This is a genomic window from Caballeronia sp. LZ029 (assembly GCF_031451275.1).
GTDB lineage: Bacteria > Pseudomonadota > Gammaproteobacteria > Burkholderiales > Burkholderiaceae > Caballeronia > Caballeronia jiangsuensis.
On sequence record NZ_JARUXO010000004.1, the window covers coordinates 1 to 24,905 of the forward strand.

The following is a 24,905-nucleotide window of genomic DNA, read 5'->3' on the forward strand; positions in this document are numbered from 1 at the left end:
GAGCTAAATGTGTTACCCATGTCCTGACACACCTGTTACCCATGTCTCCGGTCCATACACAGCAGCAAAGAAAGTGACTGCCGCCCCGCACAGGGGCAGAGCCAATAGACCGACACGAAAACAGGATTCACCCGAAGCCGAATCGAACCGAACAAAAGGAACAAAAGGAGCAAAAGCAAATGCCAAAATTCGCCGCAAACCTGACGATGATGTACACGGAACACGCGTTCCTGGACCGCTTTGCAGCAGCATCGAAAGACGGCTTCAGGGCGGTTGAATTCCTGTTTCCGTATGACTTCGCAGCGAAAGACATCGAGCAGCGCCTAAAGGACAACAACCTGACCCAGGCGCTCTTCAACGCCCCGCCGGGCGACTGGTCGAAGGGCGAGCGCGGCATCGCGTCATTGCCGGGACGAGAGGAGGAGTTCAGACAGAGCGTCGCCAAGGGCCTCGAATACGCCGCCGTGCTGGGCAACAAGAAACTGCACGTGATGGCGGGCCTGATCGCCCCGGATCAGCCGCGAGAGCAACATCGCGCGGTATACAAAAAGAACCTCGAATACGCGGCGAAGGAAGCGCAGAAGGCGGGCATCGGCATTGTGATCGAGCCGATCAACACCCGCGACATCCCCGGCTTCTTCCTGAACCGTCAGGACGACGCACAAGCCATCTGCGACGAAATCGGCGCGCCGAACCTGCAAGTACAGTTCGACATCTACCACTGCCAGATCGTCGAAGGCGATATCGCGATGAAGCTGAAGCGCGACATGAAGCGCCCGAACGCGGGCATCGGCCATATCCAGATCGCGGGCGTGCCGGAGCGCCACGAGCCGAGCATCGGCGAACTCAACTATCCGTATCTGTTCGAGCTGATCGATTCGCTCGGCTACGAAGGCTGGATCGGCTGCGAATACAAGCCGAAGGCGGGCACGTCCGAAGGACTCGGCTGGCTCAAACCTTATCTGTGAGAGGAAGCGACCCAATGAAGATTCTCATCACCGGCGGCGCCGGCTTTCTCGGCCAGCGTCTCGCGAAACGCCTTCTCGAGCGCGACGAACTCAACGGCAAGCCGGTCACCGAACTGGTGCTGCTCGATGTCGCGCGCCCGAACGACGAACGCCTGCTCGCCGACAAACGCGTGCGCGCCGAAACCGGCGACATCTCCGATCCGGCCGTGCTGCAACGCCATATCGACACGCAGACCGAAGCCATCTTCCATCTCGCCGCGATCGTGAGCGGCCAGGCCGAAGCGGACTTCGATCTCGGCATGAAGATCAATCTCGACGCATCGCGCGCGCTGCTCGAAGCGTGCCGCGCGGCGGGCCACAAGCCGCGCGTCGTGTTCACGAGCTCGGTCGCGGTGTACGGCGGCGTGCTGCCCGATATCGTGCAGGACGACACCGCGCTCAATCCGCAATCGTCGTACGGAACGCAGAAAGCGATCGCCGAGTTGCTGCTCTCCGACTACGCGCGGCGCGGCTTCGTCGATGGCCGCGTGCTGCGCCTGCCGACCATCAGCGTGCGGCCCGGCAAGCCGAACGCGGCGGCTTCGTCGTTCGCGAGCGGCATCATTCGCGAGCCGCTGAACGGCGAGCGCTCGACATGCCCCGTCGATGGCGACACGCGCGTCTGGCTGCTTTCGCCGACGAGCGCGATCGAGGCGCTGATCGCGGGCTGCGAGATCGATCGCGCGAAGCTCGGGTTGCGGCCGGTCATCAATCTGCCGGGCCTGTCGGTGAGCGTGAACGAGATGGTCGCGGCGTTGCGCGAAGTGGCGGGCGAGGAAGCCGTGCAGCGCATCGACTGGCAGCGCGACGAACGCATCGAGACGATCGTCGGCAGCTGGCCGGGCGCGTGGAACACGGCGCGCGCGGAGCAACTGGGCCTTGCGGGCGACAAGAATTTCGCCGATGTGATCCGCGCCTATATCGCCGACGAGCGCGGCTGAATCCCACACTTTGCGCGGTCGATCCCTTCCGCACCGGGCATCGCGCGCGCGATGCCCGCGGCTCGCGCGCGCGATGCCCGCGGCTCGCGCGCCGGTCATGCTTACATACGCATTTCCGGGCTACACTTATCCCTTAAATGTGACGAACGTCGGCCGGGCGCCGCGTGCACCGCGTTGAACCACGAGCGGTCGCAAGCTCGTATCTCTTTCGCTTTCGTGCTTTTCGCGCCTTCGCAGCGCCGGTTTCCCGGCGCGCGTCCCGTCGTCCTGTGAACACACCCTTCCCGCGCGGGAGATTCCCATGCTGTTGCATCAGCTAGTCGATCGATTCGGCCCGGCGATCGTTTTCATCAACGTGATGGGCTCGGCACTCGGGCTGCCCGTGCCCGCGATGCCGACGATGATCATCGTCGGCGCGTCCATCGCGCTGATGGCGGTGAACGGCGGCGCATTCTGGACGCCGCTCCTGGGCGTGCTGTGCATCGCGGTGGCGGGCGGCGTGCTCGGCGATCTCGTCTGGTTCCAGGGCGGGCGCAAGTACGGCGACAAGACGCTCAAGACCATCTGCAAACTGTCTCTTTCGCGCGATACCTGCGTGAAGAAGACCGAGCGCTTCTTCGGCCGCTGGGGCGTGCGCATTCTGCTCGTCGCGAAGTTCATCCCCGGTCTCTCGCTCGTGTCCGTGCCGCTCGCGGGCGCGATGGGCGTGAAGCTGCGCAGCTTCATCGCGCACGATGGCGGCGGTGTCGCGCTGTGGGGCGCGGTCGGGCTGACCGTCGGCGTCATCTTCGCGGCGCAGCTCGAAATGGTGTTCGCGATGATCTCGCAGCTCGGGCGGCAGGCGGTGGTCGTGCTGGCGGTGTTGCTCGCGATCTATGTCACGTATCGCTGGTGGCGGCGCCGCGCGCTCATGGCGACGCTGGAAAAGGCGCGCATCAGCGTGGACGAGCTCTATGCGCTGATGAACGACCAGCCGCTTCCCGTGATCTTCGATATCCGCTCGCCGGAAAAGCGCATGCTCGATCCGGCCGCGATTCCCGGTTCACTTTTCGCCGACGAGCGCGATCTCGCGAGGATCATCGAGAACTACGACAAGTCGCGCAAGGTCGTCATCTACTGCTCGTGTCCGAACGAAGTATCGGCGGCGTGGATGGCGAAGACGATGCGCAACGCGGGCTTCCGGGACGTCGTGCCGCTCACGGGCGGACTCGACGCCTGGCGGCTCGCCGGTTTCGATGTCGCGACGCTGACCGAGTTCGGCGAACTCGCGGCGACCACGCCCGAGGAGGTCGCGGAAATGGCGGCGATGTGCCCCTGGCCGGTGAAATCGGCGGCGGCATCGTCCGCGGGTTCGGCATCCCTGCATGAAGCTGGTTATCCACACGGAGATCGCGCATGAGCACAACGCCGTTCAACGAGCCTGGTCAAGGCATGCCGAATGTCGTCGCGTGGAGCGCGCGCGAGCCGCTGGAGAGTTCCAATCCGAACGTCGTGCCGTCGCCGGCCGCAGCCGCCGCGTCCGACGACAGCGCGCCTTTCTCGCCGCTCGAAACGCGTGCACATCAGATGTTCCCGCGCCTGACGGACAACGAGATCGAGCGCATGAGCCGCTTCGGCACCGCCTCGCACTGGCGTCAGGGCGAGTGGATGTTCCGCATGGGCGAGACCGGGCGCGGCATGGTGATCGTCCTGAAGGGACTCGTGCGCGTGACGCGCCGTAACGCGCTCGGGCAGGAGCATCTCGTCGTCGAGCACGGGCCGGGACATTTTCTGGCGGAAGTGGCGCAGCTTTCGGGCAAGCCCTGTCTCGTCGATGGCGTCGCCGCCGAGGATGTCGACGGCATCGTGATTCCGCCGGAGCGCCTGCGTGCGCTGCTCGTCGCGGAAGCGGAGCTGGGCGAGCGCATCATGCGCGCGCTGATCCTGCGGCGCGTCGGGCTGATCGAAAAAGGTAGCGGGCCGGTGCTGCTCGGCCAGTCGGACGATGGCCGTCTGGTTTCGCTGCAAGGCTTTCTGCGGCGCAACGGTTATCCGCACACGGTGATCGACGCCTGCACCGATCCCGATGCGATCTCGCTGCTCGAACGCATCTCGGCATCGACGTCCGATTTTCCGCTCGTCATCTGCCCGGACGGCACGGTGCTGCGCGCGCCTACCGAGAATCAGATCGCGACGCAGCTCGGCTGGCTGCCCGAGTTCGATCCGGCGCATGTCTACGATGTCGCGATCGTGGGCGCGGGGCCGGCGGGTCTCGCGACGGCGGTGTATGCGGCGTCCGAGGGGTTGTCGGTGGCGGTGTTCGATTGCCGCGCGCCGGGCGGGCAGGCGGGCGCGAGTTCGCGCATCGAAAACTATCTCGGTTTTCCGACCGGCATTTCCGGGCAGGCGCTCGCCGGGCGCGCGTTCGTGCAAGCGCAGAAGTTCGGCGCGCATATCGCGATTCCGACCAAGATCAAGGCGCTGCATTGCGATTGCAATCCGATCCAGATCGAACTGGAGAACGGCAAGCGCGTGACGACGCAGACAGTGGTCATCGCGTCGGGCGCGGCGTATCGGCGGCCGGACATCGCCGGGCTAGAGCGTTACGAAGGGCACGGCACGTATTACTGGGCATCGCCGGTCGAGGCGAAGCTGTGCAAGAACTCGGAAGTCGTGCTCGTCGGCGGCGGCAATTCGGCGGGACAGGCGGTGGTTTATCTCGCGACGCACGCGAAGCACGTGCATGTGCTGATCCGCGGCGCGGGGCTTTCGGCGAGCATGTCGCATTATCTGGTTGAGCGTATTGGCTCGTTGCCGAACGTCACGGTGCGCACGCATACGCAGATCACTTCGCTCGATGGCGATGGCCGCGCGCTGACCGCCGTCAATTGCAAGACGCCGGATGGACCGCTCACGATCGACTCGCGGCATCTGTTTCTCTTCACCGGCGCGGATCCGAATACCGACTGGCTGCGCAACTGCAATGTGAATGTCGATGGCAAGGGTTTTGTGCTGACCGGACCCGAGGCGCATGAGGGACGCACGGAAGGCGTGATGGCGCTGGAAACCAGCGTGCCGGGGGTTTTCGCTATCGGCGATGTGCGGTCGAGTTCGACGAAGCGTGTGGCGGCTGCGGTGGGGGAGGGGGCGGCGGTTGTGTCGCAGATTCACGGGCTGCTGGCGAGGCGGGAGGCGTTGGGTGTGCCGGTGTTGTGAGGGGTTTTTGTTTTTTATTTCGCCGGATCCCGTGATCGTGTCGGTCTATTAGCACTGCCCCTGTGCGGGGCGGCAGTCACTTTCTTTGCTGCTGCAAAGAAAGTAACCAAAGAAAGCAGCTTCTCACCGCCCGCGGTCACACGCAGTTTGGCCATGCTTGCCAGCCGGCGGTTGGCACTCGCCTAAGTGTCGCCCTCGAAGGCCCAATCGGGCTTGGCTCGCGCACGGTCTGTCGCGGCGCATCGCTTGCGTCACTGGTTCAGCACCAAATGGCTCCGGCCCGCTTCGCGGCCGATGGGTCAATCGGGTGCGCGTGCGCTTCTTCGATGGGTTACCCTCGCATACCCCGCGGCAGCGCGTAGCGCTGTGCCGGAGCTATTTGGTGCTGAACCAGTTTGTTGTGTGGTGCGATGTTTCAGACCATGCGCGGTCCAAGCCCTTGTCTGCTTGTGGGGGCACTCGCTACTGCCGGGCCATTAGGCCAATCGCCTGTGCCGCGGCCGGTATGAAGTGCTTAGGCTGGGGATAGCTGTTTCTTTGGTTACTTTCTTTGCAGCAGCAAAGAAAGTGACTGCCGCCCCGCACAGGGGCAACGCCAATAGACCGACACGATAACGGGACCCAGCGAAGAAAAAACCGACGCCTACTTCTTAGTCAACATGGCATACAACTCAATGACCATGTTGGGCGAAAACGTAAACGGCACCCAACCATGCCCGGCATGACGCATGACCAGCAGCCGATCGCCGTTGGCATATTTCTGCGTCGCCATGACGGGATTCTTGGTAGCCGCAAACCGCCACCCAGGCGCGATACCCCCAGGCTGCTCCGGCGACATCGAAGCCCGCACGTTCGACAATTCCTCGATCAGCTCCGACACCCCTTCCGGGCTCAACTTCACCGTCTTGCCCGCAATCGTCATTTCAACGGCATCGCGCTCCGGACGCGACACGACAAGCGTGGGCGGCTCGTTCAAACCGGGCGGTTCGGCGGGCGCGGCGGAATCCGCCGGTTCGCTCACGTCGCCCAACGCGGGCGGTTCGTCCGGCGAAGCCGCAACGGACGTCGATGCGGTTTCGGTCGATTCAACGGATGATCGGACAGATGCGGCGGCGGTCCGGAGGAGCGTGTCGAGGCTCGACTCAAGCGCGCCGAGCTGGTCTTGTAGATTCATGCGAGTGTGTCTGTGTCTGGCAAGCGGGCGGCGAGGCAACGATTCTACCCGCTCGAATTTGGCGAGGTCGGCACAGGTTGTAACCAATTGCACCGAAACTGCGGATTACACGACAGATTTCTTCGACGCCGATGGCGCAAAACAAAACCGGCATCTCCGAAGAGATGCCGGTTCATCGGGGCGCATGACGCGCCCGTGCCACCTTACTTCGCGCTCACTTCCGCGAGCGCGGCGTTGAGCGTCTTGCTCGGACGCATCACCGCTTCGAGCTTCTTCTCGTCCGGCTTGTAGTAGCCGCCGATGTCCGCCGCATTGCCCTGCACAGCGGCGAGTTCGTCGACGATCTTCTGCTCGTTTTCAGCCAGCGTCTTCGCGAGCGGCGCGAACAGTTGCGCGAGTTCCTTGTCGTCCGTCTGCGACGCGAGTTCTTGCGCCCAGTACATCGCGAGATAGAACTGGCTGCCGCGATTGTCGAGCAGGCCGGTCTTCGGCGACGGGCTCTTGTTGTTGTCGAGCAGCTTGCCGGTGGCGGCATCGAGCGCCTTCGCCACGAGCTTCGCACGCGCGTTGTCGTTCTTGATGCCGAGCTCTTCGAGCGACACCGCCAGCGCGAGGAATTCGCCGAGCGAGTCCCAGCGCAGATGGTTTTCCTGCACGAGCTGCTGCACGTGCTTCGGCGCCGAACCGCCCGCGCCCGTCTCGTACAGGCCGCCGCCCGCCATCAGCGGAACGATCGACAGCATCTTCGCGCTCGTGCCGAGTTCCATGATCGGGAACAGGTCGGTGAGGTAGTCGCGCAGGATGTTGCCGGTGACCGAAATCGTGTCCATGCCGCGGATCACGCGCTCGAGCGTGTAACGCATCGCGCGCACTTGCGACATGATGTGGATTTCGAGGCCCTCGGTGTCGTAGTCCTTCAGGTACGTCTCGACCTTCTTGATGAGCTCGGCTTCGTGCGGACGATACGGGTCGAGCCAGAACACCGCCGGCGTGCCCGAGTTCTTCACGCGCGTGACGGCGAGCTTCACCCAGTCGCGGATCGGCGCGTCCTTCACGAGACACATGCGCCAGATGTCGCCCTTCTCGACTTCCTGCGTGAGTCCTTCGATGACTTCGTTCGTCGCGTTATCGACGATGCGCGCCGTGCCGTCTTCCGCGATCTCGAACGTCTTGTCGTGCGAGCCGTACTCTTCGGCCTTCTGCGCCATCAGGCCGACATTCGGCACCGTGCCCATGGTCTTGGGATCGAACGCGCCGTTGGTCTTGCAGAAGTTGATGATTTCCTGATAGATGCGCGCGAACGTGCTTTCCGGAATCAGGCACTTCGTGTCTTGCGGACGGCCATCGGCGCCCCACATCTTGCCGCCGGCGCGGATCATCGCGGGCATGGAGGCATCGACGATCACGTCGTTCGGCGCATGCAGGTTCGAGATGCCCTTGGCCGAATCGACCATCGCGAGCGCCGGGCGGTGCTCGTGGCACGCGTGCATGTCGCGGATGACTTCATCGCGCTGCGATTCCGGCAGCGTCTCGATCTTCGTGTACAGGTCGACGAGGCCGTTGTTCACGTTGATGCCGAGTTCTTCGAAGAGCTTCGCGTGCTTCTCGAACGCATCCTTGTAGAACACCTTCACGGCGTGGCCGAAGACGATCGGGTGCGAGACCTTCATCATGGTCGCCTTCACGTGCAGCGACAGCATGACGCCGGTCTTGCGCGCGTCTTCCATCTGCTCTTCGTAGAATTCGACCAGCGCCTTCTTGCTCATGAACATGCTGTCGACGATCTCGCCGTCCTGCAGCTTGACCTTCGGCTTGAGCACGATGGTCTCGCCGCGCTTCGTGACGAGTTCCATGCGCACTTCGCGCGCCTTGTCGTTCGTGACCGATTTTTCGCCGTGATAGAAGTCGCCATGCTTCATGTGCGCGACGTGCGTGCGCGACGCCATGCTCCACTCGCCCATGCTGTGCGGATGCTTCTTCGCGTAGTTCTTCACGGCGAGCGGCGCGCGGCGGTCCGAGTTGCCTTCGCGCAGAACCGGGTTCACGGCCGAGCCGAGGCACTTTCCGTAGCGCGCGCGGATGGCTTTCTCTTCGTCGTTCTTCGGCTCTTCGGGGTAGTCGGGCAGCTTGTAGCCCTTCGACTGAAGCTCCTTGATCGCGCTCGTCAACTGGTGCAGGGACGCGCTGATGTTCGGCAGCTTGATGATGTTGGTGTCGTCGAGCTGCGTGAGGCGGCCGAGCTCGGCGAGGTTGTCGGGGACCTTCTGCTCGTCGGTCAGGAATTCGGGGAATTCGCCGAGGATACGCGCGGCGACGGAGATGTCGCTCGTCGCGACATTGACGCCCGCCGGCGCGGTGAAGGCACGGATGATCGGCAGAAAGGCGCTGGTCGCGAGCAGCGGAGCTTCGTCGGTCAGGGTGTAGATGATGGTGGGTTGCTGATTACTCATCGCTTGTCTCGACATCCGAAAACAGGTTGGAAAAAACCGCCGGCCTCGGCACCCCTCCGGCAACAAACCGCTATTCTGCCTGATTTTTGTGGGGCGCGCGTGTGAATCTCGCCGTGCGAAACGGGTCAAAACGGAAGTTTTTCTTGCTATATCAAGGACTTAACTTTTTTCGAGTCTTATACAAGAGTTGCGCTACTGCGCCGCGTTGCTCCGGCCGGAACGTTTCATGAAATGATTCCGTGCTTCATCCTGCGAGATACCCATTCGTCCGGAACCAGTCGAGCGCATCCTTCAATCCCTGCCGGTACGGCCGCGCGCTGTAGCCCAGCTCGTGTTCGGCCTTCGCCGACGTGAAGTACATCTTGTTCTTCGACATGCGCAGCGCGTCGCGCGTGACCATCGGCTCCTTGCCGGTCAGCTTGGCGATCAGCTCAGCGCCCAGCGCCACCGGATAGAGCGGCCCGCGCGGCAGCTTGATGGTCGGCGGTTTGCGTCCGACGAATCCGGCGATGTCCGCGAGCATCTGCTGCAAGGGCAGATTCTCGCCGCCGAGGATGTACCGCTCGCCGATCTTGCCGCGCTCCAGCGCCAGAAAGTGCCCGTTCGCGACATCGTCGACATGCACCAGATTCAGGCCCGTATCGACGAACGCGGGGATCTTGCCCGTCGCCGCTTCGACGATGATGCGCCCGGTTGGTGTCGGACGCACGTCGCGCGGGCCGATCGGCGTCGACGGATTCACGATGACCGCGGGCAGCGCGTTCTGCGCGACCATGCGCTCGACGGCGCGCTCGGCGAGCACCTTGCTGCGCTTGTACGCGCCGATGGTGCTCGCCGGGTCCGATGGCTTCGTCTCGTCGGCGATCGCGCCTGAGCTCGTCACCTTCAACGTCGCGACGCTGCTGGTATAAACGATGCGTTCTACGCCTTCCGCTAACGCCGCGCGCATCGTCGCCTCGGTGCCTTCGAGATTCGCGCGCTCGATCTCGCTCGGGTCCGGCGCCCAGATGCGGTAATCGGCGGCGACGTGGAAAAGGAAACGCACGCCCTTGAGCGCGGCGCGCATCGACGCTTCGTCGCGCATATCGCCGACGACGATCTCCGCATTCAGCGATTCGACGTTCTTGCGCGGGCTGGTCTTGCGCACGAGCACGCGCACGTCGAAACCGCGTTCGATGGCGAGCCGCGCGACCGCGGACCCGACGAACCCCGAAGCGCCCGTGACGAGCACGCGAGAGCCGGAAAAATCAGTCATTCTTACCTCGTTGAAAATACTGGCGCGGCCGTCTTTCGTAACAACTGCCGCGCGGGAAAGCACGCGCCGATCGGCTGCAAAGCCCGATGTGACAAGGGCTTGCGCGTCATGCTAAGGTCCGTGCCTGCTGCCGGCGCGAGGCCCGCGCAAAACATGAACAGAACCGGTGGACGATGCCTCTAGACACTCGAAACCTACGCTCCTGGATTTACCTCGCCATCGCGCTCTCGCTCGCGGTCGTGTTCAGCATCGATGTGCTCACGCCGATGCGCGTTGCGATCTGGATCTTCTACGTGCTGCCGGTCGTGCTGTGCGTCTGGGCCGACCGGCCGTCGGTGCCGATCGTCACCGCGGGCGCATCGGCCGTGCTGATGATCGCAGGATACGCACTCGCGGCCGCCGACCCGAACACGAGCCGCGACGTGCTCCAGATCAACCGCGCGATGGGCATCGTCGTGCTGCTCGCGCTCGCGGCGGTGGCGCATCTATATATCAAATCGCGGCTGGCCGTACAACGCACGACCTGGCTGCAGCAGGGCATCGTGCAGCTCGGCGTCAAGTTGCGCGGCGAGCAGTCACCGGCTTCGATCGGCGTGAGCATCCTGCGTTCGATCATTCCGTACGTGGAAGCGAAAGTCGGCGTCGTCTATGCGCTCGACGGCGATGCGCTCGTGCGCGTCGGCGCGTGGGCGCTGCCGGACGAAGGCGGCGCGCCGGCGAGGATCGCGCGCGGCGAAGGGCTCGTCGGTCAGGCGATCGAGGAAGCGCGCGTGCTCGAACTGCGCGACGCATCGTCGCATTATCTGAAAGCCGGTTCCGCGCTCGGATCGGCGACGGCGTCGCGCGTGCTGATCGCGCCGCTCTTCGCCGATGGCGATGTCGCGGGCGCGATCGAGCTCGGCTTCGTCGGCAACGAAGGACGTTTCGACGATGCCCGCGCGCTGCTCGACATGGCGTCGGAACCGATCGGCATGGCGCTGCGTTCGGCGCGTTATCGCGCGCGTCTCGTCGAACTGCTCGAAGAAACGCAGCGCCAGAGCGAGGAATTGCAGGTGCAGCAGGAAGAGCTGCGCGTGTCGAACGAGGAACTCGAAGAGCGCGGCCGCGCGCTGCAGGATTCGCAGGGGCGTCTCGAACAGCAGCAGGCGGAGCTCGAACAGACCAACGTCCAGCTCGAAGAACACACGCAGCATCTGGAGCGGCAGAAAGCCGAGCTTCTGCAGGCGCAGCAGGAACTGACCGCGAACGCGCTGGAAATGGAGCGCGCGAGCCAGTACAAGTCGGAGTTCCTCGCGAACATGTCGCACGAACTGCGCACGCCGCTCAACAGCTCGCTCATCCTCGCGAAGCTCCTGCAGGACAACAAGCAGGGCAACCTGACCGATGAACAGGTGCGCTATGCGGCGACGATCCATTCGTCGAACAGCGATCTGCTTTCGCTCATCAACGACATTCTCGATTTGTCGAAGGTCGAGGCGGGACAGATGGACGTGCAGTTCGCGCCCACGTCCGTCGATTCGATCCTGCAGACGCTGCGGCAGTCCTTTGCGCCCGTTGCCGGCAGCAAGGGCGTCGAATTCATTACGCAGCACGGCGAGAACGTGCCGCAGTACTTCGTCACCGACAGCCAGCGGCTCCTGCAGGTGCTGCGCAATCTGCTGTCGAACGCGTTCAAGTTCACCGAGCGCGGCAGCGTGACGGTCGCGGTCGAGCGCGCGGGCGACAACGCGCTGCGCTTCGACGTGCGCGACACGGGCATCGGCATCGCACGCGAGAAGCAGGACATGATCTTCCAGGCGTTCCAGCAGGCCGACGGCACCACGAGCCGCAAATACGGCGGCAGCGGCCTCGGGCTGTCGATTTCGCGCGAGTTCTCGCGTCTGCTCGGCGGTTCGGTGTCGGTGTCGAGCGAACTCGGGCACGGCAGCGTGTTTTCGGTGACGCTGCCCATCGCCGTGCGTGAAGGCACCGTCACCGCGAAACTCGAGACGATTGCCCAAGCGAGCGAGCCGGCGTCGGCCGCCGCTCCGGCGTCCGCGCCCGCGCCGGTGCGGCCGCAGCCCGTTCAGCCGCCGGTCGCGATGCCCGAGCCGATGGCCATCGCCGACGATCGCGCCGACCGCAAGCGTCCGGGCCGCGTGATTCTCGTCATCGAGGACGATCAGCCGTTCGCCCGGATTCTCTACGATCTCGCTCACGAACTCGACTTCGACTGCGTGCACGCCGCCACGGCGACGCAAGGCGTCGAGCTCGCGCGCTCGCTCCAGCCGAACGGCATCCTGCTCGACATCGGTTTGCCGGATCAGTCGGGTCTCACGGTGCTCGAATGGCTGAAGCACGATCCGCTCACGCGCCACATTCCGATTCACGTCGTCTCCGCGACCGATCACGCCGATGTCGCGCTCCATCTCGGCGCGATCGGCTATACGCTCAAGCCGAGCGCACGCGACGATCTCGCCCACGCGATCCGCAAGCTCGAAGCTCGCTCGTCGCAGGGCATGCGCCGCGTGCTCGTCGTCGAGGACGATCCGGCGCTGCGCCAGAGCATTCACGCGCTGCTCGCGAGCGAGACCGTGGGTATCGTGGAAGCGGGATCGATCGCGGAGGCCATCGAGGAAATGCAGCGCGCGCCGTTCGATTGCGTCGTGATGGATCTCGCGCTGCCCGACGGCTCCGGCTACGAATTGCTCGAACGCGTGTCGGCGGGCGGCGGGCAGGCATCCCCGCCGGTGATCGTCTATACGGGACGGTTGTTGTCGCAGGACGAAGAGCAGCGCCTGCGCCGCTACTCGAAATCGATCATCATCAAGGGAGCGAAATCGCCGGAGCGTCTGCTCGATGAAGTCACGTTGTTTCTGCATAGCGTGGAAAGCGCGTTGCCGCCCGAGCAGCAGCGCATGCTGCGCGCGGCGCGTCAGCGCGACGACGTGTTCGAGGGCCGCACGATCCTGCTCGCCGAAGACGACGTGCGCAATATCTTCGCGCTCTCGCGCGTGATCGAGCCGCTCGGCGCGACGCTCGAAATCGCGCGCAACGGACGCGAGGCGCTCGAAGCGCTCGCGCGCCGCGGCGATATCGACCTCGTTCTCATGGATGTCATGATGCCCGAGATGGACGGCCTCACCGCGATGATCGAAATCCGCAAGCGCGCGGAACATGCGCGTCTGCCGATCATCGCGCTGACGGCGAAGGCGATGCCGAGCGATCGCCAGAAATGTCTCGAAGCGGGTGCGGACGACTACATATCCAAGCCCATCGACGTGGATAAGCTCGTGTCGCTGTGCCGCGTATGGCTGCGCCAGCGATGAACGGACCCATCTCTCAGATGAATGACGGCCGACAGGACGAAGAAGCGACGTTCGACATCGAACTGAGGCTGATTCTGGAAGCGATCTACCTGCGCTATCAGCACGACTTCCGGCATTACTCCGTGAGTTCGCTGAGGCGCCGCCTCGCGCAGGCGGTGCACGATTTCGGCCTGCCGACGCTGTCGCATCTTCAGGAGCGCATTCTGCGCGACCCGGCTCTGTTCGCGCGGCTCTTTCAGTACCTCACCGTGCAGGTGAGCGAGATGTTCCGCGACCCGCAGTATTTTCGCGCGATCCGCGAGCAGGTCGTGCCGATTCTGCAGACTTATCCGTCGATCAAGGTATGGGTCGCGGGATGCAGCAGCGGCGAGGAGCTGTGGTCGCTCGCGGTGCTGTTCGCGGAGGAGAAGATAGCGGACCGCACCGTGTTCTACGCGACCGACATCAACGCCGAAGCATTGCGCCAGGCGGAAAGCGGCATTTATCCGCTGGAGCGCATGGCGGGCTTCAGCCAGAACTATCTGGCGGCGGGCGGCAAGCGCTCGCTCTCGGACTACTATCACGCGGCCTATGGCGCGGCGAAGTTCTCGCAGACGCTCAAGTCGCGCGTCGTGTTCGCGGATCATAGTCTCGCGACGGACAGCGTGTTTCTCGAAGCGCATCTGGTGTCGTGCCGCAATGTGCTGATCTATTTCGATCGCGCGCTGCAGGATCGCGCCCTCGGCCTCTTTAGCGATTCGCTCGTGCGGCGCGGGTTTCTCGGTCTCGGCAGCAAGGAGAGCCTGCGCTTTTCCACGTACGCAGACCGTTTCGCGGACTTCAATCCGCGCGAGCGGCTTTATCAGAAGGTGTGACCATGATCGACGCGAACCGCATCGGGGCAGTCGTGATCGGCGCATCGGCGGGCGGCGTCGAGGCGCTCAATCAGTTGCTGCCCGCGTTGCCGAAGGCATTCGCGCCGCCGGTGCTCGTCGTGGTGCATGTGCGTCAGGGGCAGCCGAGCCTCCTGCCTGGATTGTTCGCGACGCGCTGCGAGCTGACCATCGTCGAGCCTTTCGACAAGGACGAAATCGCGCCGGGCACCGTGTATTTCGCGCCGCCGGGCTATCACATGCTCGTCGAGGCGGAGGGCGGCGCGGCGCCCGCGATCGCGCTGTCCGTCGATCCGCCCGTGCGCTTTTCGCGGCCATCGGTGGATGTGCTGTTCGAATCGGCGGCACATGCGTACGGCGAGCGGCTGCTCGGCATCGTGCTGTCCGGCGCGAACGACGACGGCGCGCGCGGCGCACGCGCGATCCGCGATGCGGGCGGCGCATGCTGGGCGCAGGACCCCGCGACGGCGAGCGCGCCGGCGATGCCGCTCGCGGCCATCGCGCAAGGCGCAGCGAACGAAGTGCTCACGCTGGATCACATGGCGATGCGGCTCACGCAGTGCATCGGCTACAGGCAATGAAGGAAGCAAGGCAAGGAGTCACCAGATGACGCAACCCATCCACGTGCTGATCGTCGACGACATCCGCAATAACATCACCGCGCTCGAAGCGTCGCTCGCGCGGCCGGATCTGTCGGTGCTGAAAGCCGAATCGGGACCGGCCGCGCTCGAGCTTCTGCTCAAGCACGAGGTCGCGCTCGCCATTCTCGACGTCAACATGCCCGGCATGGACGGCTTCGAACTCGCCGAGCTGATGCGCGGCAGCCCGCGCACCGCGCACGTGCCGATCATCTTTCTCACGGCGACGGCGCAGGACGCGAGCCGCACCTTCCGCGGCTATGAAGCGGGCGCGGTGGACTTTCTCTACAAGCCCTTCGATTCGCGCATCCTCAATTCGAAGGTCGATGTGTTCATCCAGATGGAGCGTCAGAAGCAACAGCTCGCGACGCAACTCGCGACCGTGCAGCAACTGCTCGATGCGAACGAGATGCTGATGGCCGTGCTCGGCCACGATCTGCGCACGCCGCTCTCGGCGGTGATCGCGTCGGCGGAATATCTCGCGCGCTTCGTGCCGGACGAGAACGTCGCGAATATCGGCACGCGCATCAAGTCGAGCGGCATGCGCATGGTGCGCATGGTCGATCAGTTGCTGAACCTCGCGCGTCTGCGCGGCGGACGCGTGACCTTGCAGCCGCGCGCGGTGGAGTTGATGACGCTCGCGAAGAATATCGTCGACGAATACGAGGCGCGCGTCGGCGAAGGGCGCATCTTCGTGCTGCGTCAGGGCGATACGCTCTTGCAGGGCGACGGCGATCTGCTTTCGCAGGTGTTTTCGAATCTCATCGGCAACGCGCTGCAACACGGTCTCGAAGGCTCCGCGATTCAGGTGCGCCTCGACGGCAACGCCGACGACGTGATCATCACCGTGCAGAACGCGGGCGAAATTCCCGCCGACGTTCTGCCGACGATCTTCGCGCCGTATCGCTCGGGCCGGCGCCAGCATGAATCGAGCGGTCTCGGTCTCGGGCTCTACATCACGCGCGAGATCGCGCAGATGCACGGCGGCGATGTCAAGGCGCACTCCACCGCCGAAGCCGGCACGGTGTTCGAAGTGACGCTGCCGCGCGTGCCGCATCCGCGTTCGGGCGAGCGCGCGGACATGGCGCAGCCTTTCCGACTAAGTTGAAGAGCGTGGCTACAATGCGGCGTATCGACATCTGAAAGGAGTGAGCACGATGCCAGGCCCGGATCTGGATACGAGAATCGAAACCTATTACGTGCGGGTGCGCGGCGTCGTGCAGGGCGTCGGCTTCAGGCATTACACGGTCAGAAAGGCGCATGCGCTCGGCGTGCGCGGCTGGGTCGCCAATCTCGACGACGGCTCCGTCGAAGCGATCGTGCAGGGCGCGGCCAATCAGGTCGATCTGATGCTCGAATGGCTGCGACGCGGGCCGCCGCATGCCCGCGTCACCGATTTCCACAGCGAAGAGCGCCACATCGAAAAGCGCTACGAGCGCTTCGAGCAGCACTGAATCATTTCGCGACCAGCAGGCTCTCCGCGAACTGCCATTCCTCGTCGCGCCACTGATGCGTGCATTCGAAGCCCGCATCGGCGGCGATCGGCGCGACTTCATCGGCCGCATATTTGTGGCTGCTTTCCGTCCAGATCGTCTCGCCTTCGCGGAACTCGACGCGCAGGTCCGCGCCGCGCACGCGCACGGACAGCGCACGCTTCGCGCGTAAGTGCATTTCGATGCTGCGCGCATCCGGATTGAAGCGCGCGACGTGCTCGAAGGCGTCGAGCGGGAAGTCGCCGGAGAGTTCGCGATTGATGCGCGCGAGCATGTTCAGATTGAACGCGGCCGTGACGCCGATCGGATCGTCGTACGCGGCGACGAGCACCGGCAGCGGCTTGATGAGATCGGTGCCGAGCAAGAGCGCGTCGCCGGGCTGGAGCATGCCGCGGATCGAGCGCAGGAACTTTGTCGCCGCGAGCCGCGCGAAGTTGCCGATGGTGCTGCCGAGAAACAGCACGAGCAGCCTTTCGCCGTCCTTGCGCTTCGCGCTGACTTCGGACAATCCCGCGAGGTAGTCGCGCTCGTGCCCGACGATCGACACGCGCTCGATATCGCTCAATTCGCGTCGGCACAACTGCAAGGCGGTGCGAGAAATTTCAATCGGATGGTAAGCGGTGGGCTGCTTTTTACACAGCGCCTCCAGAATGAGGCGCGTCTTGCGGCCGCTGCCGCTGCCGAGTTCGGCGACCTGGATATCGCCCGGCATGGCCGCGACGATGTCCGCCGCATGAGCCTTCAGCACGCGTTCTTCGGCGCGCGTCACGCCGTATTCGGGCAACGCGGTGATCACTTCGAAGAGGGCCGAGCCGACTTCGTCATACAGATACATCGAAGGCAGTTCTTTCTGCGGACGCTTGCTGAGTCCTACGTACACGGCCTCTGCGAAGGCGTTGGAAAAGCGGGGCGACAAGGCAGGTTGAGTCATGACGTCTCCATCGATGCGGCGTTTTCTTCGCGTGCCATCGTCGAACATGACGGCACGGCGCGTGTTGCTGCGGATGCAATGACGTGAGCGGCGGATGTTCGTACGCGGCGCCGCCCGGACTTCGGGACCGGACCGGCAAATGCCGGACCGACAAGGGTCGCCGATCATCGTGACCGGCTAAAGACAACCGCAAGTGACAGCGATCAGGCAGCGGAGTTCATGCGGAAATGCGAAGCATGAAGGAAGCAAAAAGCGGGCACGTCCGGGAATTTCGATTGAAGCGGGTTTTGAAAATTGCGCGCGTGCACCGTTAGAATGCGCGTTCAAGTTTCGTTCGGCTTGCAGTCACCTTCAGCGCGTAGCGCCTCTTTCGATGAATCAGCATGACCTGGGGCGCGGCATCGCGCTGTCCGTAGCCGCTTCCGCGCTCTTCGCGCTCATGTCCGGCTATACGAAATGGCTCGCGCCCCTCGACGGGCTCGACATCTTCGCGTGGCGAATCGTGTGGACATTGCCGGGCGCGCTCGCGCTCGTTGCGCTGCGCAAGCGCTGGCCGCAATTATGCGCGCTCGTCGCGAGGCTCGCCAAAACGCCGCAACTGTTGCTGGCGTTCGCTATTGCCGCCGCGCTGCTCGGCGTGCAGTTGTGGATCTTTCTCTGGGCGCCGCTGCACGGCCGCGCGCTCGAAGTATCGCTCGGTTATTTCCTTCTGCCTCTCGCGATGGTGCTGCTCGGCCGCTTCCACTACGGCGAGCGTCTCGACGGCTTCCAGTGGGCGGGCGTCGCCGCGGCGGCCGTGGGCGTCGCGCATGAGCTGGTGATCACCCATGCGTTCGCGTGGCCGACGCTCGTCGTGATGCTCGGCTATCCGCCTTACTTCGTGTTGCGCCGCCGGCTCAATGCCGATCCGCTCGTGTCGTTCGCCGTCGAAATCATGCTGATTGCGCCCGTCGCCGCGATCATGCTGGTCGTGCGCGGCTCGTTCGCGGATGTCGCGGGCGAGCCGCGTCTCGGGCTGCTGCTTTTGCCCGGACTCGGGGCGTTGAGCACGATCGCGCTCGCGTCGTACTTGCGCGCGAGCCGTCATCTGCCGATCGCGCTCTTCGGCATTCTCGGCTACGTGGAACCGGTGCTGCTCGTCGGCGTTGCTGTCCTGTTACTTGGCGAGCCGTTTTCAGCGCGGCAACTCGGCACCTATGTGCCGATCTGGATCGCCGTCGTGTTGACTGGCGTGCATAGCGCGCGTCTGCTGATGCGCGAGCGGTCGCTCAAGCAGGCATTGCCGATGAGCGAGCATCACGCGAGCGTCGAGCATGAAACCGTCGCGGAGGAAATCGAGCGCGTGGACTGATCAGCGCGCGGCGCGCGTTTCGATGGCATCGTGCAGATCGCGCATGAGGCCGAGGCCGAACATCAGCTCGACGAGAATGAAGAGCGGCCCGATCAACAAGCCGATGATATCGTCGACGAAAGCCGGCTTGCGATGCTCATAGCGCACATGCCCGACGAACTGAAACGCCCAGCCGATCACGAACATGCCGGTGCCGATTGCGAGCCAGCTCCACGTGGTTTGCGATGCGGCCCACTGCCCGAACGCCGCGCTCAACGCGGACACGATCCCCATGCCGATGCCGAGCGGCACATCGAGCCAGAGATAGTAGAGCGTGGCGAGCGCGAACAGCACCCACGCGGGTGTGAGCAGAAACGCGCCCGACAATACCGGCCATGCGGGACGGCTCAGCAACGCGGCGATCGCGAGCACGATGAGCGGAATGCCGATGAAGTGCGTGGCGATGTTGCGCCGGTCACGGTGATATTCGGCGTACTGCGACAACTGATCGGTCAGCGTGCGCATGTCGGGCGTCTCCGTTCGTGTTCTTTTAATTCACGAATGATAAGCCGCTCGTCGATATCGGCAAGTAGAGCATTTCCTTTAGTCGCATGGAAAACGTTGGACCAAAGGAAATGCAAAAAGGCGAGCCCGAAGGCTCGCCTGAATCGAACGCACCGGATTGTTTATGTGCAATGCCCAGTGCGCGATGCGATGACGCTGGCCTCCCTTACTTCTTCGCCGCGTCCACCTTCGCATCGGCGGCCGTCTTGTTAGCGTCGCTTTGCGCCTCGACTTTTTCCTTATCGGCCTTCGCTTGCGCCACGTTGGCATCCTTCGCTGCGTCCTGCTTCTTCTTGTCTGCCTTGGTTTGTGCAGCGTGCTTCTTCTTGTTGGCTTTCGCCTGTGCCTTGGTGGCATCACCGCGGGCGTCGGAAGCCTGTTCCGGCGTGGTCGCCTGCGCTACCTTCGCGGCTTCCTTGTTGGCGTCGGCTTGCGCCGATGCCTTGTCCTCGTTCGCCGATGCCTGCGCTTTCGCGGCATCGTGCTGCGCATCGGCCTTCTTCTTGTTGGCGGTTGCCTGAGCCTCGGCTTTTTCGTTGTTTGCCTTCAATTGCGCTTTGCCGGCATCGGTTGCGGCGGTCTGCGCGAATACGGTGGTGACGAGCATGGCGGATGCGAGAGCAGCGACGATCTTCTTCATGGTTTGAAACTCCCTTTGATCTTTTCTTTGAGGACACGTGGCACGCAGTGCGCCGCGTTGACGATGAAAACGCCGCGCCCATCGATCCAGTTGACGTCGTTCTGGTGACAAACGGTAACCAGTGGCGAGCAAATGAAACTGCGTGCGGTAAAAGCGGCTGCATCGTTTCATCGAAGTCGAAGCGCGTTACCGACTGCGTCGGAAAAGCTGTTACCGTTTCGCGAATTCAATTCCATTTGTAACGGTGCTTAGGGAAGTTCGGTATCCGAATCGAATTCTTCCCAAGGCGACTTCCCAACGCGCAATTTGTAATCGTTGAAATGCACGGTTACCAACTGCTGCAGTTATTTCTTAGCTGTCTGCTTAAGATGATCTCCATAAACCCGGCCAAACGGGAAATGGAGAAGCTCATGAAACGCGCAGCACTTGTCTTGTTGATGATCGGTAGTGTGACTGTGGCAGGCCAGGCGTCGGCGCACGGACACGGCGGCGGTCATCGTGGCGGCGGCGGGGATGGCGGTGCGATCGTCGGTGCGCTGATCGGCGGCGCGGTGCTCGGCGCGCTGGTGACGTCGGTGGCGAGTGCGCAGCCCACGTATGCGCAGCCCGTCTATCAGCAACCCGCGTATGCGCAACCGGTCTATGCACAACCTGCGCAACCGCCCGGCTACTGCTACGACAACTACCGTGGCGCGTACGTGCCGTGCGGCTATTGATCCAGTGTCGGGCGCGGCACGTCCCTTGCGCTAATGCGAACACGGTCGTTGCATTCAATGCGCAACGACCGATACGCAAATCAGGGAGACTTGCAATGAACGCGACTATGAAGAAGTTGGTTGTTTCCGCGCTGGTGTTGGGCCTGTCCGGCGGTGTCTATGCGCAAGCGGGCGGTGGTGGCGGCGCGGCAGGCGGCTCGGCGGGCGCAGGCGGCAATGGTTCGGCGGGTGCAGGCTCGGCGGCGGGCGGCAAGGGCGGCGGAGTCGGTATGGGCGGCGCTGGCGTGGGCGGTGCGGCGGATGGCTCGACCGGCACCGGCGTGAAGAGCGGCATGGGCAACGACGCGACCAACGGCATGAGCCAGGATCAGGGCACCGTGAAGCGCAGCGCGCCGAATAACGGCAACATGAATTCCGGCGGCATGAAGTCGGACGGCAGCGGCAACCAGAAGGCCTATTAAATATAAAACGATGTCAGCGCGCTTGCGGGTGCGATCGCCGTGGCGTCATCGAGAGGCGGAACCGGCATCCGCTTGGCGGCGGCGCGCGTAGCTTGACGAGGCGTTATCGTCCGCTCGCCGATGCCGCATCCACGGATGCAGCCGGCTCGAACGTCTTGACGCGCAAGCTGACCTTTTCGGCGTAGGCGCGTGATCCGCCGTAGCTCTTCAGCGCGGCATCGACATCGCCTTGCGCGGACTTCACGTAGCCGTGCAGGATTGCCGAGCCGGTTTCGATGTTGTCTTCCGGGTCGGTGAGATCGACGTTACGCACGAGCTTCTTGTGTGCCGACGGCACCACTTGCATCAGACCTGTCGCATTGTTCGGCCCTTTGGCCGTTTCCTTGAAGCGCGATTCGATCGAAATGATGGCGAGCAGGAGCGCCGGCGGGAGCGAATATTTCGACGCCGACGACATCACCGCCGCCGCGATGGTCTGCGCCTTTTCCCGCGCCACGCCGAATTTCCGCGTGAGCATTTCCGAAATCTTGTGACTCGCCTGCTCGGTCTTCGGGTCCGCCTGAGCGGCGGACTCTGCGGCCGCGTCGCTTGCGGCGACCGGGTTTTCCTGCGCGAGCGCGGGCTGCGCTGCACTCAGCGTTACGGTCAGGGCGGCAAAGATAGGAAGGAAACGGCGCATCGGACTCACGGATCAAAGCGGAATCGCATTATAGCCGCATAAAAAATCCTTGTGGATCATGCACTTGTCTTAAATATGATGTTTCGCTTCGCGCATCGGAATGAATTACGTGCGTTCCGCGCGCTTCGCCGAGGGCGCTGAAATGCCTTCGCCCGCATCATTCGAGAGCCGCGCGAACATCGGCAACGAGGCCAGCACGACGAGCGCCGTCACGATGAATCCGCACGCGAGTTGCCAGCGCTCGGTGTGCGCGCTGCCGGAAACGAGCATCGTCGCCTGGATCGTGCCGGCCGCGACCGTCACGCCGATCGCCTTCATCAACTGCTGCGCCGTGCCCTGGAACGAGGTCGCGGCGGCGAGGCGCGCCTTGGGCACATCGGCGAAGGCGAGCGCGCCCATCGTCGCGAAACTGAGCGAACGGCCGAGTCCGCCGAGCAGAAGCAGCAGGAAGATCGCGACGGCGGGCCAGGCTTGCGACATCGTCGAGCAGACGAGCAACACGGCCGCGAACACGACGCTGCCCGTGCACAGAACCGTGCGGACCGAAAAGCGCCGCAGCGCGAGCGCCGTCATCGGACGCATGCAGAAGGAGCCGAGCGCGCTCGCGAACGTGACGAGACCGCTCGCGGTCGCGCTGTAGCCGAAGCCGGTCTGCAACGTGAGCGGCACGAGAAAGGGCAGCGCGCCCGCGCCGGCGCGAAACAGGCTGCCCGCGACCGTCGCCGCATGGAAGGTCGGAATCGACAGCAGCGAGAAGTCGATGGCGGGATTCGGTACGCGGCGGCAATGCAGCACCGTCACGCGAAACAGAAGCAGCCCGACCGCGACGCAGATCCACGGCACGCCGACGGGCAGCACGCCGCGCCCCGCACTCTCGATGCCGATCATGAAGAGACTGAGCGATGCGCCCGACAGCAGCATGCCGCGCAGATCGGGCGACGTCCGATCCTCGGGCGGCGACGGCGGCAGCAGCTTCCAGGTAAGCCACAGGCCGACGATGCCAACCGGTACGTTGACCCAGAAGATGCTGCGCCACGAGAGCGCGTCGGTGAGAAAGCCGCCTAGCGGCGGCCCGAGCAAGGGACCGACGAGCGCGGGCATCGTGAGCCACGTCGTCGCCAGCAGAAGCTCTTCGCGCTTGACGCCGCGAAACAGGATCAGGCGCCCGACGGGCACCATCATCGCGCCGCCGAGACCCTGGACGACGCGCGCGGCCAGCAGTTGCGGCAGATTCATCGCGGCGGCGCACGCGACGGACGCCAGCGTGAAAGTTGCGATCGCCCACATGAACACGCGGCGCGCGCCGAAGCGGTCGGCGATCCAGCCGCTCGCGGGGATGAACACGGTCAGCGCGACGAGATACGCGGTGATCGCGCTGGAAAGATGGACGGGGTCGACCTGGAGATCGCGGGCCATCGTCGGGATGGCGGTCGCGACGATCGTGCCGTCCATGTTCTGCATGAAGAGCGCGCTCGCGACGACGGCGGCGGTGATGCGAAAGTTGCCGCCTTTCACGATGCGTGGCTCGCTCGCGCGCCGAATGGGAGGATTTGCATGGCGCACAGTCTAGCGCGATCCGCAAACGGGCGTGCCCGCTGGCTCGGCGGCTAACTGAGCGCGATGCTCGCGGCCATCTCCATGAAATGCGGCAGCGCAGGCGTCACGCGATGCGCGTCCTTCGCCTCATCGTCCCAGCGGCGCAACGCGATGGCGTCTTGTGCGTAGGGCTTTGCCAGAAACGCTTGCGCGGTTTCATCGTCGAACACGCCGCCTTGCAGTTGCAGGCTGCGCACCGAATCCGCCGACAGCCGCGCGTGATACGACGCATCGATCGCGCACAGGCAGCGCTTCGCATCGACGTGCAGACGAATCGGTTCGAGCACGGCGTCGGAAAAGAGCGGGCGCAGGAAGGGCAGCGCGTAGTACTGGTGCAGATCGTCGATGCCGCGCTCGCTCGGCGTCTCGCCCTGCAGATTCAGCAGGTGCCCGAGGTCGTGCAGCAACGCCGCGACGATCAGCTCGTGGCTCGCGCCCGCCGCTTCGGCCAGCGCGGCGCTCTGCAATGCGTGCTGCAACTGCGTGACCGGCTCGCCGCTATAGGCTATCGAGCCGTGCTTGTCGAAGAGATGCCGGATATCGTCGAGTGTAAGCACCATCGTAAGGAAAGGGTCGAGCGGGTATGCTGAAGCGGGACAACGCGCCATCATCGCAGGATTGTGTGACGCGACGATGGCCACGCGCAGAATCGATTCGACCATGCCTTTCTACTTCAGCCGACGCCCCGAACTCGCCGGACTCGATCGCGCCGCACGCCGCGACGTGCGTCGCCTCGCGTGGCAATTCGCTCAGCGCCACTGGACGCTGCATGCGCCGGCGTTCGTGTGGATCGTCTTCGTGCTGCTGCATACGCGCTATCACGTCGTGCCCGAGCGGCGCGATTATCTGCTGATCACGCTCGCGATCTTCGTGCTGGCGGTAGTCAATATCCGCCTTCACATCTCCCGCTATCTGAAGCCTGCACGCGCCATGTACGACGTGCTCGGCGGCAGGATCACAGGCCGTTAGCCGCTCGTGTTGCAATGCCGCATCCAGCGAAAGGGCCCCGTTTTTAGCGTGTTACGATGATCGGCGATCCGTATCCACCGAAGGCAAGATGGCAACGCTATATCAGACGCTCGGCGTGGACGAGCACGCCACCGAAGAAGAAATCAAGCGCGCGTATCGCAAGGCCGCGATGCGCTGCCACCCCGATCGCAACGTGGGCAACGAAGACACCGCCCGCGCGAAATTCCTGGAGATCAAGGAAGCCTACGCAATTCTGTCCGACCCCGCGCAGCGCGAGGTCTACGACCGCATCTATGCCGACGAGATGCGTCGCTGGGAAGAACGCGTGCGCCAGGAAGAAGCCGAGCGCGAGGCACGTGAGGCGAAGGAGCGAGAGGCACGCGAGGCGCTCTATGCGGAGCGCGTATCGCTCGCGATGCGTTTTGCATCGCAAGGCCATAACCGCGATGTCGTGTTCGGCGTGCTGCTCGGTGCGCAGTGCGAGGAACCCGTGGCGCGCCAGATCGCGGACAGCGCAATTGCGCTGCATGAATCGCGACAAGCCAGAGAAGAGAATAAGGAACGAGAGGAAGAATCTGCAACGAACAGGAAGGAAGAGAAGGAGCCTGTCAGCGCCGATGCAGCGAATCCGCTCGGCGCGATGTGGTTTCAGTTCCTCAACAACCTTCGTTTCTGATCGCGCGACG

At 63.9% G+C, this 24,905-nt stretch carries 23 protein-coding genes; 14 read left to right on the forward strand and 9 right to left on the reverse strand.

Translation table 11 applies throughout. From position 1 onward, the window contains the following. The first annotated feature begins 179 nt into the window (after positions 1-179). The 4 genes from otnI to QCE73_RS25995 all read left to right on the forward strand — a co-directional run bounded on the left by otnI (position 180) and on the right by QCE73_RS25995 (position 5,143). Positions 180-968 (forward strand): 2-oxo-tetronate isomerase, encoded by a 789-nt coding sequence (otnI, locus tag QCE73_RS25980; RefSeq protein WP_309884213.1) that lies wholly within the window; start codon positions 180-182, stop codon positions 966-968. A gap of 14 nt (positions 969-982) precedes the next feature. Then, complete coding sequence (denD, locus tag QCE73_RS25985) at positions 983-1,948, forward strand: D-erythronate dehydrogenase (protein WP_309884214.1); 966 nt, start codon at positions 983-985, stop codon at positions 1,946-1,948. Between the two features lie 304 nt (positions 1,949-2,252). Further along, on the forward strand, positions 2,253-3,347 hold the full coding sequence (locus tag QCE73_RS25990; RefSeq protein WP_404989836.1) for a DedA family protein/thiosulfate sulfurtransferase GlpE: 1,095 nt from the start codon (positions 2,253-2,255) through the stop codon (positions 3,345-3,347). Beyond that, on the forward strand, positions 3,344-5,143 hold the full coding sequence (locus tag QCE73_RS25995; protein ID WP_309884215.1) for an FAD-dependent oxidoreductase: 1,800 nt from the start codon (positions 3,344-3,346) through the stop codon (positions 5,141-5,143). Before QCE73_RS25990 ends, QCE73_RS25995 begins: the two co-directional genes overlap by 4 nt. Before the next feature lie 643 nt (positions 5,144-5,786). On the opposite strand, the gene QCE73_RS26000 is transcribed toward QCE73_RS25995, so the two are convergent. The 3 genes from QCE73_RS26000 to hpnA form a co-directional block, all read right to left on the reverse strand. Then, positions 5,787-6,317 carry a hypothetical protein gene (locus tag QCE73_RS26000; protein WP_309884216.1) on the reverse strand — a complete coding sequence of 177 codons (531 nt, stop codon included), beginning with the start codon at positions 6,315-6,317 and terminating at the stop codon, positions 5,787-5,789. Positions 6,318-6,520: 203 nt separating this feature from the next. Beyond that, entirely contained in the window at positions 6,521-8,767 is a 2,247-nt protein-coding gene (locus QCE73_RS26005; protein WP_035506992.1) for an NADP-dependent isocitrate dehydrogenase, read from the reverse strand. A 244-nt stretch (positions 8,768-9,011) separates the two neighbouring features. Then, a complete protein-coding gene (gene hpnA / locus QCE73_RS26010) occupies positions 9,012-10,022 on the reverse strand; it encodes a hopanoid-associated sugar epimerase (RefSeq protein WP_309884217.1) in 1,011 nt (336 codons plus the stop codon). Positions 10,023-10,195: 173 nt separating this feature from the next. Here hpnA and QCE73_RS26015 point away from each other — a divergent pair, with 173 nt between their 5' ends. The 5 genes from QCE73_RS26015 to QCE73_RS26035 are packed head-to-tail and all read left to right on the forward strand — an operon-like array spanning position 10,196 to position 16,294. Then, entirely contained in the window at positions 10,196-13,330 is a 3,135-nt protein-coding gene (locus QCE73_RS26015; protein WP_309884218.1) for a response regulator, read from the forward strand. A 17-nt stretch (positions 13,331-13,347) separates the two neighbouring features. Further along, the gene (locus QCE73_RS26020; RefSeq protein WP_309884219.1) at positions 13,348-14,184 is read left to right on the forward strand and encodes a CheR family methyltransferase; all 837 of its coding nucleotides are present in this window, start codon (positions 13,348-13,350) and stop codon (positions 14,182-14,184) included. Between the two features lie 2 nt (positions 14,185-14,186). Continuing rightward, complete coding sequence (locus tag QCE73_RS26025) at positions 14,187-14,783, forward strand: chemotaxis protein CheB (protein WP_035506876.1); 597 nt, start codon at positions 14,187-14,189, stop codon at positions 14,781-14,783. Positions 14,784-14,808: 25 nt separating this feature from the next. Further along, positions 14,809-15,948, forward strand: a complete 1,140-nt coding sequence (locus QCE73_RS26030) for a hybrid sensor histidine kinase/response regulator (RefSeq protein WP_309884220.1) — start codon at positions 14,809-14,811, stop codon at positions 15,946-15,948. A 49-nt stretch (positions 15,949-15,997) separates the two neighbouring features. Then, positions 15,998-16,294 (forward strand): acylphosphatase, encoded by a 297-nt coding sequence (locus QCE73_RS26035; protein ID WP_035506870.1) that lies wholly within the window; start codon positions 15,998-16,000, stop codon positions 16,292-16,294. 1 nt (position 16,295) lies between these two features. Here QCE73_RS26035 and egtD read toward each other — a convergent pair whose 3' ends face one another. Then, the gene (gene egtD / locus QCE73_RS26040; RefSeq protein WP_035506987.1) at positions 16,296-17,264 is read right to left on the reverse strand and encodes an L-histidine N(alpha)-methyltransferase; all 969 of its coding nucleotides are present in this window, start codon (positions 17,262-17,264) and stop codon (positions 16,296-16,298) included. 373 nt (positions 17,265-17,637) lie between these two features. Here egtD and rarD point away from each other — a divergent pair, with 373 nt between their 5' ends. Beyond that, the gene (gene rarD, locus QCE73_RS26045) at positions 17,638-18,615 is read left to right on the forward strand and encodes an EamA family transporter RarD (RefSeq protein ID WP_035506867.1); all 978 of its coding nucleotides are present in this window, start codon (positions 17,638-17,640) and stop codon (positions 18,613-18,615) included. Here the strand turns inward: rarD and QCE73_RS26050 are convergent, their stop codons facing one another. Then, entirely contained in the window at positions 18,616-19,119 is a 504-nt protein-coding gene (locus QCE73_RS26050; RefSeq protein ID WP_309884221.1) for an Mpo1-like protein, read from the reverse strand. Positions 19,120-19,324: 205 nt separating this feature from the next. Continuing rightward, complete coding sequence (locus QCE73_RS26055; protein WP_035506862.1) at positions 19,325-19,798, reverse strand: hypothetical protein; 474 nt, start codon at positions 19,796-19,798, stop codon at positions 19,325-19,327. 410 nt (positions 19,799-20,208) lie between these two features. Here QCE73_RS26055 and QCE73_RS26060 point away from each other — a divergent pair, with 410 nt between their 5' ends. Both QCE73_RS26060 and QCE73_RS26065 read left to right on the forward strand, forming a co-directional pair. Next, complete coding sequence (locus QCE73_RS26060) at positions 20,209-20,514, forward strand: hypothetical protein (protein WP_309884222.1); 306 nt, start codon at positions 20,209-20,211, stop codon at positions 20,512-20,514. A 95-nt stretch (positions 20,515-20,609) separates the two neighbouring features. Beyond that, a complete protein-coding gene (locus tag QCE73_RS26065) occupies positions 20,610-20,975 on the forward strand; it encodes a hypothetical protein (protein ID WP_035506860.1) in 366 nt (121 codons plus the stop codon). 103 nt (positions 20,976-21,078) lie between these two features. Here the strand turns inward: QCE73_RS26065 and QCE73_RS26070 are convergent, their stop codons facing one another. The 3 genes from QCE73_RS26070 to QCE73_RS26080 form a co-directional block, all read right to left on the reverse strand. Beyond that, the gene (locus QCE73_RS26070) at positions 21,079-21,654 is read right to left on the reverse strand and encodes a transglycosylase SLT domain-containing protein (RefSeq protein WP_309884223.1); all 576 of its coding nucleotides are present in this window, start codon (positions 21,652-21,654) and stop codon (positions 21,079-21,081) included. A 105-nt stretch (positions 21,655-21,759) separates the two neighbouring features. Then, positions 21,760-23,169, reverse strand: coding sequence for a DHA2 family efflux MFS transporter permease subunit (locus tag QCE73_RS26075; protein ID WP_238293453.1), 1,410 nt, complete (start codon positions 23,167-23,169; stop codon positions 21,760-21,762). Positions 23,170-23,261: 92 nt separating this feature from the next. Beyond that, complete coding sequence (locus QCE73_RS26080; RefSeq protein WP_309885260.1) at positions 23,262-23,810, reverse strand: phosphonate degradation HD-domain oxygenase; 549 nt, start codon at positions 23,808-23,810, stop codon at positions 23,262-23,264. A 100-nt stretch (positions 23,811-23,910) separates the two neighbouring features. On the opposite strand from QCE73_RS26080, the gene QCE73_RS26085 reads away from it, so the two are divergent. Further along, entirely contained in the window at positions 23,911-24,219 is a 309-nt protein-coding gene (locus tag QCE73_RS26085) for a hypothetical protein (protein ID WP_309884224.1), read from the forward strand. Positions 24,220-24,307: 88 nt separating this feature from the next. Then, positions 24,308-24,895: a DnaJ domain-containing protein gene (locus QCE73_RS26090; RefSeq protein ID WP_309884225.1), complete on the forward strand. Its 588-nt coding sequence runs from the start codon at positions 24,308-24,310 to the stop codon at positions 24,893-24,895. Positions 24,896-24,905 lie beyond the last annotated feature (10 nt).